The sequence below is a fragment of the Roseateles sp. P5_E4 genome (assembly GCF_054049255.1).
Map to the genome: position 1 here is coordinate 37,667 of NZ_JBFUMS010000017.1, position 12,628 is coordinate 50,294.

14 protein-coding genes are annotated in these 12,628 nt (G+C 67.7%); 8 read left to right on the forward strand and 6 right to left on the reverse strand.

Going from position 1 to position 12,628, the window contains the following annotated elements:
* Positions 1 to 54: 54 nt before the first annotated feature.
* From ACXJLH_RS26145 to ACXJLH_RS26155, 3 genes are all read left to right on the forward strand, one after another.
* Entirely contained in the window at positions 55 to 855 is an 801-nt protein-coding gene (locus ACXJLH_RS26145) for a DODA-type extradiol aromatic ring-opening family dioxygenase (RefSeq protein WP_457322132.1), read from the forward strand.
* A gap of 76 nt (positions 856 to 931) precedes the next feature.
* The gene (locus tag ACXJLH_RS26150) at positions 932 to 1,777 is read left to right on the forward strand and encodes a ThuA domain-containing protein (protein WP_457322134.1); all 846 of its coding nucleotides are present in this window, start codon (positions 932 to 934) and stop codon (positions 1,775 to 1,777) included.
* A 26-nt stretch (positions 1,778 to 1,803) separates the two neighbouring features.
* Positions 1,804 to 2,478: a 2-keto-4-pentenoate hydratase gene (locus ACXJLH_RS26155; protein WP_457447280.1), complete on the forward strand. Its 675-nt coding sequence runs from the start codon at positions 1,804 to 1,806 to the stop codon at positions 2,476 to 2,478.
* On the opposite strand, the gene ACXJLH_RS26160 is transcribed toward ACXJLH_RS26155, so the two are convergent.
* Both ACXJLH_RS26160 and ACXJLH_RS26165 read right to left on the reverse strand, forming a co-directional pair.
* The gene (locus ACXJLH_RS26160) at positions 2,456 to 3,055 is read right to left on the reverse strand and encodes a DUF1294 domain-containing protein (RefSeq protein ID WP_457447282.1); all 600 of its coding nucleotides are present in this window, start codon (positions 3,053 to 3,055) and stop codon (positions 2,456 to 2,458) included. The genes ACXJLH_RS26155 and ACXJLH_RS26160 overlap by 23 nt on opposite strands.
* 61 nt (positions 3,056 to 3,116) lie before the next feature.
* On the reverse strand, positions 3,117 to 4,757 hold the full coding sequence (locus ACXJLH_RS26165) for a DEAD/DEAH box helicase (protein WP_056197662.1): 1,641 nt from the start codon (positions 4,755 to 4,757) through the stop codon (positions 3,117 to 3,119).
* Positions 4,758 to 5,278: 521 nt separating this feature from the next.
* Here ACXJLH_RS26165 and ACXJLH_RS26170 point away from each other — a divergent pair.
* Entirely contained in the window at positions 5,279 to 5,812 is a 534-nt protein-coding gene (locus ACXJLH_RS26170) for a DUF2087 domain-containing protein (RefSeq protein WP_457447284.1), read from the forward strand.
* On the opposite strand, the gene ACXJLH_RS26175 is transcribed toward ACXJLH_RS26170, so the two are convergent.
* Both ACXJLH_RS26175 and orn read right to left on the reverse strand, forming a co-directional pair.
* On the reverse strand, positions 5,792 to 7,546 hold the full coding sequence (locus tag ACXJLH_RS26175) for a chorismate-binding protein (RefSeq protein ID WP_457447286.1): 1,755 nt from the start codon (positions 7,544 to 7,546) through the stop codon (positions 5,792 to 5,794). The genes ACXJLH_RS26170 and ACXJLH_RS26175 overlap by 21 nt on opposite strands.
* A 16-nt stretch (positions 7,547 to 7,562) precedes the next feature.
* Positions 7,563 to 8,123, reverse strand: a complete 561-nt coding sequence (gene orn, locus ACXJLH_RS26180) for an oligoribonuclease (RefSeq protein ID WP_056197666.1) — start codon at positions 8,121 to 8,123, stop codon at positions 7,563 to 7,565.
* A 51-nt stretch (positions 8,124 to 8,174) separates the two neighbouring features.
* On the opposite strand from orn, the gene ACXJLH_RS26185 reads away from it, so the two are divergent.
* The 4 genes from ACXJLH_RS26185 to ACXJLH_RS26200 all read left to right on the forward strand — a co-directional run bounded on the left by ACXJLH_RS26185 (position 8,175) and on the right by ACXJLH_RS26200 (position 11,619).
* A complete protein-coding gene (locus tag ACXJLH_RS26185; protein ID WP_457447287.1) occupies positions 8,175 to 9,449 on the forward strand; it encodes a M48 family metallopeptidase in 1,275 nt (424 codons plus the stop codon).
* Positions 9,450 to 9,707: 258 nt separating this feature from the next.
* Positions 9,708 to 10,043 carry a 4a-hydroxytetrahydrobiopterin dehydratase gene (locus ACXJLH_RS26190; protein ID WP_157281616.1) on the forward strand — a complete coding sequence of 112 codons (336 nt, stop codon included), beginning with the start codon at positions 9,708 to 9,710 and terminating at the stop codon, positions 10,041 to 10,043.
* A complete protein-coding gene (gene rsgA / locus ACXJLH_RS26195) occupies positions 10,040 to 10,942 on the forward strand; it encodes a ribosome small subunit-dependent GTPase A (protein ID WP_457447289.1) in 903 nt (300 codons plus the stop codon). The genes ACXJLH_RS26190 and rsgA overlap by 4 nt, the downstream gene beginning before the upstream one ends.
* Positions 10,942 to 11,619: a DUF3047 domain-containing protein gene (locus tag ACXJLH_RS26200; protein ID WP_457447291.1), complete on the forward strand. Its 678-nt coding sequence runs from the start codon at positions 10,942 to 10,944 to the stop codon at positions 11,617 to 11,619. The genes rsgA and ACXJLH_RS26200 overlap by 1 nt, the downstream gene beginning before the upstream one ends.
* A gap of 1 nt (position 11,620) precedes the next feature.
* Here the strand turns inward: ACXJLH_RS26200 and ACXJLH_RS26205 are convergent, their stop codons facing one another.
* Together ACXJLH_RS26205 and ACXJLH_RS26210 are read right to left on the reverse strand one after the other, a co-directional pair.
* Positions 11,621 to 11,887: a hypothetical protein gene (locus tag ACXJLH_RS26205; protein ID WP_457447293.1), complete on the reverse strand. Its 267-nt coding sequence runs from the start codon at positions 11,885 to 11,887 to the stop codon at positions 11,621 to 11,623.
* A gap of 45 nt (positions 11,888 to 11,932) precedes the next feature.
* Positions 11,933 to 12,625 (reverse strand): alpha/beta fold hydrolase, encoded by a 693-nt coding sequence (locus ACXJLH_RS26210; protein WP_457447295.1) that lies wholly within the window; start codon positions 12,623 to 12,625, stop codon positions 11,933 to 11,935.
* Positions 12,626 to 12,628 lie beyond the last annotated feature (3 nt).

Here is a 12,628-nt window from a genome sequence, read left to right on the forward strand (position 1 = left end):
CGGCATCAAGCCGACTGAACCCAGGCCCGCGCAAGCGGGCCTAGTCTTATGGGCATGCAAACCCCTCGCCTGCCCAGCTTCTTCCTCTCCCACGGCGGCGGCCCCTGGCCGTTCATGGACGGCGACTACCGTCGCGCCCACGCCAGGCTTGAGACCTCGCTGCAAGCCCTACCGGCCACATTGCCGGCCAAGCCGAAGGCCATCCTGATGATCTCGGCCCACTGGGAAGAGGCCGCCTTCACTGTCATGACCTCGCCCGCACCGGGCATGCTCTACGACTACGGCGGCTTCCCGGCCCACACCTACGAGGTGGTCTACCCGGCACCGGGCGATCCGGCGCTGGCCGAGCGTGTTGTCGCACTGATCCAGGCCGCCGGCCTGCCCGCCGCCCGCGACGCCCAACGCGGCTTCGACCACGGCGCCTTCTGCACGTTGGTACCGATGTACCCCGACGCCGACGTGCCCGTCGTGCAGCTGTCGCTCAAGCGCGGCCTGAACCCGGTCGAACACATCGCGCTGGGCCGCGCCCTGGCGCCGCTGCGCGACGAAGGCGTGCTCATCCTCGGCAGCGGCTTCAGCTTCCACAACCTGCGCCTCTACGGCTCGGCCGGCCGTGAGCCGTCCGCCGCCTTTGATGCCTGGCTGCAGTCCACCCTGCCCTCTCCGGCCGGCCGTGCTGAGCGCCTGCAGGCCTGGGCCCAGGCACCCGCTGCCCGCCTGGCCCATCCGCGCGAGGAGCATCTGCTGCCGCTGATGGTGGCCGCTGGCGCCGCCGAGGGCGAGACCGCCGCCTGCCACTATCACGAGACTGAATTCATGGGCGGCGTGACGGCGTCGAGTTTCCGCTTCGGATGACTCGCCGTGCAGGCCTGATCGCGAGGAGCGCCTGGGTGCTAGATTCGCCCACGCCGCTTCCTCGCCACAGGTCCTTATGAAACCTCCTCACGTCCTTGCCCTGGCTTTTGCGTTCGCCGCCCTCCCCGCGTTCGCGGCGGACGCACCGAAACCCATCCGTGCCCTGCTCATCACCGGCGGCTGCTGCCACGACTACGGTGCGCAAAAGGACCTGCTGAAATCGGGCATTGAGGCGCGCGCGAACATCGTCGTGGATCAAATGCACAGCGACAACACCACCGGCAGCCCCCCGCTGCCCCTCTTCGGCAACCCCGACTACGCGCGTGGCTACGACGTGGTCATCCACGACGAGTGCGCAGCCGACCCGCGCGACCCCAGCTCGTTCAAAAGCGTCTTGAAACCCCATCTGGACGGCATGCCCGGCGTCAATCTGCACTGCGCGATGCACAGCTTTCGCTCTGGCGACTACACCCAGCCGGTAGCCCGCGGTGCGGACAACGCCCAGTGGTACGAATACCTCGGCCTGCAATCGACCGGCCACGGACCGAATGAACCCATCGCGATCACCTTCGTCGACAAGGATCACCCGATCACGAGGACGCTCGACGGTTGGACCACCGTCAATGAGGAGCTCTACAACAACGTCCAGATCCTCGATGGCAAAGCGCTCGCAAAGGGCAGGCAGATCGTCAAGCAAAGCAGGCGGCAGCCCGACGGCAGCGTGACCGAAGAAGCACAGGCCGTCGAAACGGTCGTCGTCTGGACGAACGAATTCGGTCCAAAGAAGACGCGCGTGTTCAGCACCTCACTCGGTCACACCACGGCCACCGTCGCTGACGCCCGCTATCTGGACCTGGTCACCCAGGGCATTCTCTGGGCCACCGGCAAAGTCGACCAACCCGGCTACGCCAAGAAGAAGTAAGGCCACTCGCTGCTCCACTTCAAGCCATGACGCAAGCCCTGATCGATGCCCTGGTTGCCTGCCACCGTGACGGCAGCCGCTTGAGTGCCGCCGACTGGACCCACGCCGTACGTGACGAGGCCGATGCCTATGCCGTGCAAGACGGCATCGCCCGGGCGCTGGACTGGCGCTTCGACCGCTGGAAGTCCGGCGGCGCCAGCGCCCAGGGTCCGTTCAGCCATTCGCCAGTCAACCCCGTCCCCGGAACGTCACTGCTTGGCGTCGAGGCCGAGGTGGCGCTGCGCATTGACGCGGATGGGAGGGCGCAATCCATGTGCGTCGCTGTTGAACTGGTCGCCTCGCGCTGGCAGGAAGGGCTGGACGCGCCTGCCTTGCTGCGCATGGCCGACCACCAATCCAATGCCGGTCTGCTGCTCGGTGCCTGGCAACCCTATCGCCCGTTGCGGTGGGCTCAGCTCGAATGGCGTCTCAGCCTCGCCAGCCAGCCCGACGTCGTCCGCCGCGGCGGGCATTCCCTGGCCGATCCGGCCGCCGTATTGCCGACCTGGTTGCGCCATGCCACGCGCCATGGCGCTACCGTGCCAGCCGGCACCATCGTGACGACCGGCGCCTGGGGCGGGTTGCATCCGCTGACGGGTGCGGCCCGCGGCACGCTGGCCTTCGAGGGCCTGGGCGAACTCAGCTTTTCAGTAGCGGCGTGAAGATCGCGACGAAGGCCGCGATGTTGAGGATCACCGTCAGCCAGTAGATGCGCCGGAACGACGGCTTCACGTTCTTGTGGTGCAGCAGTTGCTGGGCGAGCAACGCGCCCGGCCAGCCGCAGGCCAGCGACAGCCCATGCAGGGTCTTCTCGCCCACGCGCCAAGCTCCCTGCCTGGCGGCCCGCTTGTCGAGCGCATAGACGATGAAGGTCGCCATGCTCATGGCGGAATAGATGCCCCAGAGCCAATTCGGCAAGCCCCAGAGGAGATGGCAGGCCAGTACAAAGCCGGCAAAGGCCGGCACCAGCAGCAGCACACGGCTGCGATCGCGCGGCGCTGCGGGCGGCGGCGGCGCCTTGATAGGCCGCACGGCCAGCGCCCTCGGCTTGCCCTGGGCGTCAGAACCCGCATGGAAGCTCAATCGCTCACCCACCACCGGCCGCTGGGCGCGGGCAGTGAAGGCCTGGATGTGGACAAAGAGGCGGGCCGCGCCGCCATCCGGCGCGATGAAGCCATAGCCCTTGGCGTCGTCCCACTGGATGAGGGTGCCGGTCTGTCTGTCGCTGGAACTGGTCATAAAAAAAGGGCCCGCACAGCGGGCCCTCCATCATCGCCGGGCGGCAGATGCCGCCGCGGGATCAGCGGCCGAAGCCACCCTTGCGCGGGCCGCTCGGCGGGCGGCGGTCGCCGAAGGCCGGCTTGGCGCCGAAGCTGGGCTTGCCGGCCGGCTGGAAGGAGCGCTCGCCGCGCGGCGCGAAGCCACGGTCGTCACGGGGCTGGAAGCCGCGATCATCACGCGGTGCGAAACCACGATCCTCACGCGGAGCAAAGCCGCGGTTATCACCCTGCGGCGCAAAACCGCGATCTTCACGGGGAGCAAAGCCACGGTTGTCGCCTTGCGGGGCGAAGCCACGGTCATCGCGCGGCGCAAAGCCACGGTCCTGGCCGCCAGAACCATGATTGAAAGGCTTGCCACCACCGTGGAAGGGGCGGCTGCCCTCTTCACGACGGAAAGGCTTGTTGCCGAAGCCAGGGCGGCCGCCACCGAAGTGGCCACGCGGGCCGCGGTCGTCGAAGGAACCAGCCGGGCGCGGCGGGAAGATGCGCGGCTCTTGCGTCTTGGGCTCAAGACCGGCGATCTGCTGCACGGGGATCGTCTGCGTCGTGAATTGCTGGATGCGGCGGATCATGGACACGTCGTCGCGCAGGCCCAGCGTGATCGCCAGACCCTGGCGGCCGGCGCGGCCGGTGCGGCCGATACGGTGCACATAGTCCTCGGCCTTCATCGGCAGGCCGTAGTTGATGACGTGGCTGATCGTCGGCACGTCGATGCCGCGGGCCGCGACGTCGGTGGCCACCAGCACGCGCACTTGCTTGCTGCGCAGAGCCTGCAGCACGCGGTTGCGCTTGCCTTGCGGCATCGCGCCGTGCAGCGGTGCCACCGAGTGGCCGATCTCGGCCAGGCGCTCGGCCAGCCAGTCGGCGTCACGCTGGGTGCTGGTGAAGACCACCGCCTGCTCCATCTCCGGCAGGGCCAGGATGGATTCCAGCAGCTGGTCCTTGTGGTGGGGGTTGTCGGCCCAGTGCAGGCGCTGCTCGATGTTCTCGTGCGTGTCGGTGTGGTTGGCGACCTCGATGCGCTGCGGATCCTTCAGCAGGTTCTGCGCGAGGCGGCCGACGTGGCCGGCGAACGTGGCGCTGAACATCACGGTCTGGCGCTCAGCCGGGGTATTGCCGGCGATCATCGTGATGTCGTCGATGAAGCCCATGTCCAGCATGCGGTCGGCTTCGTCCAGCACCAGCATTTCGACATTGCCCAGCACGCACTTGCCGGAGTTGATGTGGTCGATCAGGCGGCCGGGGGTCGCGATCAGGATGTCCAGCGGGCCCATCAGCTGGCGGATCTGCAGCGGGTAGGGCATGCCGCCCAGCACGGTGGCGACCTTCAGGCCCGGGATGAAGCGGCCGTAGGTCTGTGCGGCCTTGGCAACTTGCATGGCCAGCTCACGGGTGGGGGCCAGCACCAGGATCTTGGGGCCATAGACCTTGCCCTTTTCGCGCTTCTTGCTGTCGTCGCCACGTGCGGCCAGGATCTTTTCCAGCGCCGGCAGGATGAAGGCAGCGGTCTTGCCCGAGCCCGTGCGCGCCGAGACCATCAGGTCCTTGTTGGCGATGGCAGCGGGAATGGCGAGCGTCTGCACGTCGGTGGCGTTCTCGTAGCCGGAATCTTTCACGGCCTTCAGGACCACTTCGTTCAGGCCCAGGGTATCGAAACTCATGTCGTTCTTTCAGTCAAAAGCCCGTCCATGCCGCCCGAAAATCAGTGAGGGCGGACACGCAGGCGCTGAACAGACCATGCCGTTCAGCAGTCAAAGTCGCTGGGAGAAAGCTCGTGTCGGGCGGCTCGGGCTGCTGGTTGCAGTCGGGTGCGGCACGGGGGAACAGTCAAAGCGACGGCTTCATCGCCGCCGACCGATCCACGAGGGGTGTTCGAGAAGCCGTATGAACTACGGGCCGAACGAGGTCAGAGGAGACGTACGAAGCTCGGTTGGAACCGAGCGAAGCCGCGACTGTAGCACAGATCAGGGTTTTCACGGAAGCCACCCCTGAGGCGCGGGTGTGCGCTCTGGCACACTTGCGGCCCGGGTCGGCAGAACACCCAGGCCTTGCCGCGCGGCACCCGCCGCGAGCTGAACCTGCCACGCATACCGCCTTCGTTCACGTGGACCTCGCGTGCGCCCTGGCTGCAAGTCGGCAAGCCCAGCCTCTTTCGTCGTTGGCGTGCGCATGGAGTGCCATCATGGCCCGTGAATCCCTGCCTCTCGTCGTGGACGACCTGTCCACTTTCACCAAGTCCCTGCGCACGCAGTTGCTGGCGCACCCCGCCACGCCGGGCCACCAGACGCTGCTGAACATGCTGGCTCGCGCGGCCGGGCATCGCAATCTGCAGATGCTGAAGGCGCGTCCGCCGGTCCTGCCGCGGACCACCACCCCTGCCCGTGCGGAACACAGCGACATCGTTCGCCGCACGATGCGCCTGTTCGACGATCAGGGCCGGCTGCAGCGCCTGCCCGTCAAGCGCTCGCTGCAGTTGATGGCCCTGTGGGGCCTGTGGATGCGCTTCGACGCCAAGCGGCCCTACCGCGAGCGCGAGGTCAACCAGATCCTGACGGCCTGGCACTGCTTCGGCGACTACTGCACGTTACGCCGTGATCTCGTCACCCAAGGCCTGATGGCGCGCACGGCGGACAGCTCGGTCTACACCAAGCTGCCAGCGCGGCCGGGCGAGGACGCGATGGCGCTGATGCGGGCCTTACGTCAACTCGGCAACTAGCCAGCCGCGCAGGCTGTTGAAGAAGGCCAGGCCCTCGGCACGGGCCAGATCCTGCCGGGTCAGCCGTGCTTCCTTGAGACGGCCCAGGGCCAGCAGCTCAGCACGCAGCACGCCGGGCAACACCCCGGCGGCCAGCGGCGGTGTGAGCCACTGGTCGTCAAGCCGCAGGGCAAGGTTGCCGAAGCTGCATTCGGTCAGCTCGCCCGCCTCGTTCCAGAGGATGACGTCGAAGGCTTGGGCTGGCTTGTCGAAGGCATACAGCTCGCGGCGTGTCGTCTTGTGGGCCAGGAACTCGGCACTGGGACCGAGCGTGGGAATGGGCTGATCGGCCAGCGCCAGCAGCACCGGCTCGGCCATCGGAGTGAAGGCGGCCAGCGTGTGATGCAGGCGCCCCTCGGCGTCGCCGGTCAGGCGCAGGCGCCAGCTGCCTCGCGCGTGGGCCTCCGCCACTGCCTTCAGGTGGGCCCGCGCCTCGGCCAGCGAGAAGCGCAGGCCGAAGTGGCGCGCCGTGCGCTGCATGCGGGCCAGGTGAGCGTCGCCGCGCACCGCCACGCCGCCCTCCAGCCGCAGCGTCTCCAGCGCCTCGACGGGCGCCTCGGCGCGGGCCAGGAAGCGCGACTTGGCCCGCCATTCGGCGATTTCGGCAGCAGGCTCACTGTCCAATGTGATGGCGCTGCCGATGCCACAAGTCAGCGCCTCGCCGTGGAACTCGACAGTGCGGATGGGCACATTGAAGGTGGCAACGCCGCCGGGCTGGATCAGGCCCAGCGCGCCGCAGTACCAACCCCGCGCCGTCGGCTCCAGCTCGCGGATGATCTGCATCGCGCGGATCTTGGGCGCGCCGGTCACCGAACCGCAGGGGAAAAGTGCCGCGAAGGCATCGGCCAACGTCAACCCGCCGCGGCTGACGGCCGTCACGGTGGACGTCATCTGCCAGACCGTTGGCAGCGCATGCAGCTCGAACAGACGCGGCACGCGCACGGTGCCGAGCTGAGCGACGCGGCTGAGGTCATTGCGCAGCAGGTCCACGATCATCAGGTTCTCGGCGCGCTCCTTCTCGCTGGTGCGCAGGTGCGCCTGAGCCGCCTCGTCGTCGACACGGTCGCGGCCGCGCGGCGCCGTGCCCTTCATGGGCTGGGCCGCCAGCAGCCAGCTCGCCTTGGCACCGGGCACGGGACGCCAGTCGAAGAAGAGTTCGGGTGACACGCTGGCCGCGCCGGCTTCGCGCAAGAACAGGCTGAAGCCGCCGGGCTGGCTGGCGTGCAGGGCGAGGAAGAGCTGCTCGGCGTCCAGCGCGCCGGCCGCCGCGCGCAGCCGGGTGGTCAGATTGACCTGGTAGCAATCGCCGTCACGGATGTAGGTGCGGATGCGCTCGATGGCTGCCGTGCCGTCCGGTTCGGCGTCATTCCAGCCCAGGAAGCCGCTGTAGGCCGGAGGCAGCTCCGGCCAGGGCTCAGGGGGCGACTCGTAGACAGCGAACTCGGCCAGCGGCGCGGTGGCGCCGTGCGTCTTCAGTGCGGTGTCGAAAGCCGCGGCGGCCTCGTAACGCAGCCCCCCAAGCACCCAGGCGCCGGCTCGTGCCGCGGCTTCGGCCTCGGCGATGACGCCATGCACCTCATCCAGCCGCGTCGCCCGCAACCAGCGCGTCGGCGGCGTGGCCCAGCAGCCGCGCAGCCGCTCGCCGTCCTCGCGGGCCAGCGGGTGGCGGGGGAAGTCGAAAGCGGCGTGCAGCAAGCGCCGTGCGGCCCGGTCAGGCCAGGTTCAGGAAATGAGTGCGGTAGTGGACGAGCTCGTCGATGGACTCGTGGATGTCGGCCATGGCCGTGTGGGCCTGGGCCTTCTTGAAGCCCTCCAGCGCCGCCGGCTTCCAGCGCTTGGCCAGCTCCTTCAGCGTGGACACATCCAGGTTGCGGTAGTGGAAGAAGCTCTCCAGCTCGGGCATGTAGTTGGCGAGGAAGCGGCGGTCCTGGCAGATGCTGTTGCCGGCCATCGGGCTCTTGCCCTTGGGCACGTATTGCTTCAGGAAGGCGATGGTCTGGGCGGCGGCCTCGGCCTCGGAGACGGTGGAGGCCTTGACGCGGTCGATGAGGCCGCTCCTGCCATGGGTACCCTTGTTCCAGGCATCCATCGCGTCCAGCGTCGCGTCGCTCTGATGCACGGCGAAGACAGGGCCTTCGACGCGCTTTTCGAGGTTGGCGTCGGTCACGACGACGGCGATCTCGATGATGCGGTCGGTGTCGGGATACAGCCCCGTCATTTCGAGGTCGATCCAGATCAGGTTGTTTTCGCTGAGGGCAAGGGTGTCGGACATGCTGGGCTCACTCTGAAGATGCGGAATTCTCGCAGCCTAAACTTGAGGCTTATGTCTCCCCTGCTGTTGTCCCTTGCTTTTGCGGCCGCGCTCGCCGCCTCGACCCTCGTCAAGTTCTGGCTGTCCTCTCGCCAGATCCGCCATGTCGCCGCCCATCGCGGCCAGGTCCCGGCAGCCTTTGCAGGCAGCGTGACGCTGGTGGCTCATCAGAAGGCGGCGGACTACACCGTCGCCCGCTCCCGCTTCGGCCTGCTGGCCCTGGCCTTCAATGCGGCCGTGCTGCTCGGTTGGACGTTGCTGGGCGGCCTGAACGCTCTGAACAGCTGGGCGCTGGAAGCCAGCCGCATGCTGCCCGAAGCTTGGCAAGGCATGGGCTACCAGCTCGGCCTGGTCGCCGTCTTCGTGCTGGCGGGGTCGCTGCTGGACCTGCCCTGGGAGCTGTGGTCCACCTTCCGCATCGAGCAGGCCTTCGGCTTCAACCGCACGACGCTCAAGCTCTTCTTCGCCGACATGGCCAAGGGCCTCGCCGTGGGGGTGCTGATGGGCCTGCCCATCGTCGCCCTCATTCTTTGGCTGATGGGCGCGGCCGGCCCGCTCTGGTGGCTGTGGGCCTGGGGCGCGTGGATGGGCTTCAACCTGCTCATCATGGTCATCTACCCGACCGTCATCGCACCGCTGTTCAACAAGTTTGAGCCGCTGACCGATTTGGCGCTGAAGGATCGCGTCGAGAAGCTGATGGCGCGTTGCGGCTTTGCGGCCAAGGGCTTGTTCGTCATGGACGGCAGCCGACGCTCGGCGCACGGCAATGCCTATTTCAGCGGCTTCGGCCCGGCCAAGCGCGTGGTCTTCTTCGACACGCTGCTGACCAAGCTCAACGGCAGCGAGGTGGAGGCCGTGCTGGCCCATGAGTTGGGCCACTTCAAGCACAAGCACATCACCAAGCGCATCGTGTTGATGTTCGCCATGAGCCTGGCCGGCTTTGCGCTGCTGGGCTGGCTGGCGCAACAGCCGGCCTTTTACCTGGGCCTGGGTGCGACGCCGAATCTCGACGCACCCAATGACGCGCTGGCGCTGATCCTCTTCCTGCTCGCCGGCCCGGTGTTCGGCTTCTTCGTGACGCCGCTGGCGAGCCACTTCTCGCGCCGCGACGAGTTCCAGGCCGACGCCTATGCCCGCGCCCAGGCCAGTGGCGCCGACCTGTCCTCGGCCCTGCTCAAGCTGCACGAGGACAATGCCGGCACGCTGACGCCGGACCCGGTCTACGCGCGCTTCTACTACTCCCACCCACCGGCCGCTGAGAGGCTTGCAGCGCTTGGGGCCTCTTGAGGGCTCGGAGGTCGGATGCGTTGTCACTCAAAAGCCCGCGAGCAAGGCGCGATGCCGAAGCTGGGGTCGCCCCCAGCGAGGCTTCGCAACGCCGCGCGCGGGTTTTTGAGTGCCAACCCTTCGGGAGAGGGTCTGCGCGGGCGCATGGCGTCGTTGCGCGCCTGGCCTGGGCACGAGCCCAGGCGGCGTCGCACGCCTAGCCCTGCACCCGCGCAGACCCTCTCGCACCGATCTCCGAGCCCTCAAGAGGCCCCTCTCATGAACGATCTGCTGCTTGCCCAATGTGACCCCAAGGCCCCGCTGATGGATGCCGACACGCGCAACCGCGTGCTGGCCGCCTTGCCCGGCTGGCTGCCCGACCCCGAGAACAAGCTGATCGGCCGACGCTTCGGCTTCGCGAACTTCTACCAGACCATGGCCTTCGTCGACGCGGTCGCCGAGATCGCCCATGCGCAGGACCATCACCCCGAGATGCTGGTCGGCTACGACGCCTGCACGGTCAGCTTCACGACGCATTCGCGCGGCGGGCTGACCTTGAATGACGCGATCTGTGCGGCACAAGTGAGCGCCTTGCCCGAAGCGACCGGTACATGAGTAAATTCCAGGCGCTGGACCTGGGACTTGTCGTGCGCGGCCATGGCCGCCACTACATCGTCGAGGACTCGGAGGGCAAGCGCTTCGTCTGCCACCCGCGCGGCAAGAAGAGCGAGGCTGTCGTTGGTGACCAGGTGCGCTTCGCCGATTCCGGCGATGAGGGAGTCATCGAAGCCGTCGAGCCTCGGCGCAATCTGCTGTTCCGCCAGGACGAGTGGAAGACCAAGAGCTTCGCAGCCAACCTGGACCAGCTGCTTGTCCTCATCGCTGTCGAGCCGGTGTTCAGTGAGAGCCAGCTCACGCGCTCCCTGATCGCCGCCGAGTCCGCCGGCATCAGCATGGCCATCGCGCTGAACAAGACCGACCTGCCGGGCACCGATTCGGCCCGCGAGCGCCTGGCGCCTTATCGCGCCATGGGCCTGAAGATGTTCGAGGTCGCGCTGAAGGCCGACCCCGAGGGCTCCCGCGCGACGCTGGACCCCTGGCTGGCCGGCCAACGCACCTTCGCCCTCGGCCCCAGTGGCACGGGCAAGAGCACGCTGATCAACCTGCTCGTGAAAGACGCCAAGGCCCAGATCGGCGAGATCTCGCAGGCGCTGAACTCCGGCCGCCACACGACGACGACGACGCAGTGGTACTGGACCGACGAGACACGCACGACGGCGCTGATCGACTCGCCCGGCTTCCAGGAATTCGGCTTGCGCCAGATCGACGCCGCCGAGCTGTGGCGCTACATGCCCGACCTGCGCGAGCACGCCAACTGCCGCTTCGCCAACTGCAGCCACATCCACGAGCCCGACTGCGGCGTGCGCGCGGCGGTTCAAGCGGGGCTGATCAGCGCCAGCCGCTATCGCATCTACGGCGAGATCCTCGAAGAGCTGCAGCGCAAGACCTGGTGATGCGCGGCGCACTCGCCTTCAGCGCCCTGGCCTTGCTGGCCGGCTGCGCCACGACCGTCGCCCCGCCTCCAGCCGCCGAAGGCTGGCAGCCGCTGGCCCTGCCCGGCAAGAAGCTCACCCAGTACAGCTGGACGGAGAAGGACGGCCGCCCCGCGCTGGAAGCTGCTTCGGACCGCTCGGCCAGCATCTGGCGCAAGCGGCTGGAGCCGGCGCCGCCCAACGTCGGCGAGGTCAGCTTCTCGTGGTGGGTGCAAAGCCTGATCCCGGGTGCCAATGTCTCGGACATCGACCACGAGGACGCCGTCGCCCGCGTCATCTTCGGCTTCGCCGGCGACATCGACAAACTGCCGCTGCGCACGCGCATGAAGTTCGAACTCGCGCAGGCGCTGACCGGTGAGGTGCCGCCCTATGCGACGCTGATGTATGTCTGGGACAGCAAGCTGCCGGTGGGCACCGTCGTCATCAACCCGCGCAGCGACCGCATCCGCAAGATCGTCGTCGACTCCGGCCCGGCCGAGCTGCGCCGCTGGCGCGAGCATCGGCGCGACCTGGCCGCCGACTTCCGCCTGGCCTTCGGCGAGGCGCCGGGCCCGTTGACGTCGATGGCCGTCATGACCGACAGCGACAACAGCCGTGCGTCGGCCCGCACCTGGTACGGACCCGTGGAACTGAAATAGCTCAGCGCTGGTCGGGTGAGCGCAACGATAGTGGCGCGGCGTCGTGCACTTCACGCGCTTCGACGTCCACCACTTCTCCCGCCGGCTGGCGGCGCTGCGCCCACGGGTTCTTGTTGACACGGAACTGCAGATTCGGCTTGCGGCCGGTCAGCAAGCTGACGAGCAGGAAGGCCAGGAAGGCCAGCACGGCGATCAGGAAGAGACCGAGGCCGATGAGGGCGCCGGTGGCGATCATCAGCAGGCGCAGAAGCAGGCGGAACAACGACATGCCCTTATTCTGAACGCTGAAGGCTTGCGGGGACCGTGACAATCGTCACCCACCCTGCTCCAGAAACGCCCGTACAGCGGCGGCGGCGGCCCTGGGGGTGGCCTGGAGCAGCCCATGCGGCCCCTCGAGGCCGACAAATTGGAGAGACGGCAGCGCTCGTTGCAGGTCCATCGCGACATCGCGCGGAACGAGGAGGTCTTGACGCGCCTGAAGGTAAAGCACTGGCGCTCGAACCTGCATGAGTTGCTGGATGACGTCGACCTTCATCACGGCCTTGAGTCTGGCGCGCAGCACCGCTGCGGGCAACGCCGCGAGGGCCTGTGCGAGCAGCTTGCGCGACTCGGCCGGCGCCTGCCCGCCCAGCATCACACGCGACGAAACCACGGCCGGCATCGACGCTGGAGAAGGCAGGCCGCCCATAAACCTGCTGAGCCAGGACAGCCCTGGGCGAGGATTGCGAACGAAGGTGCAACACAGGATCAACGCCTGCACACGCGGACCCAGTTCGCTCGCCAACTGGATGGCGACAGGCCCCGAGAAGGACTCGCCCAGCAGCACCAAAGGCCCGCTAGGCGGCAATGCCGCGCGCGCCAGCGACGTCAGCTCCTCATAGCCCAGCCGTGCATCCGCTGGATAGCTCAGGACGATCACCCGCCAATCGGCAGGCAGCTCGCGGATCAAGGGTTGAAACAGCTTGCCGGTGCCGTCCATTCCGGGCAGCAACACCAGCGTCGTCATGGG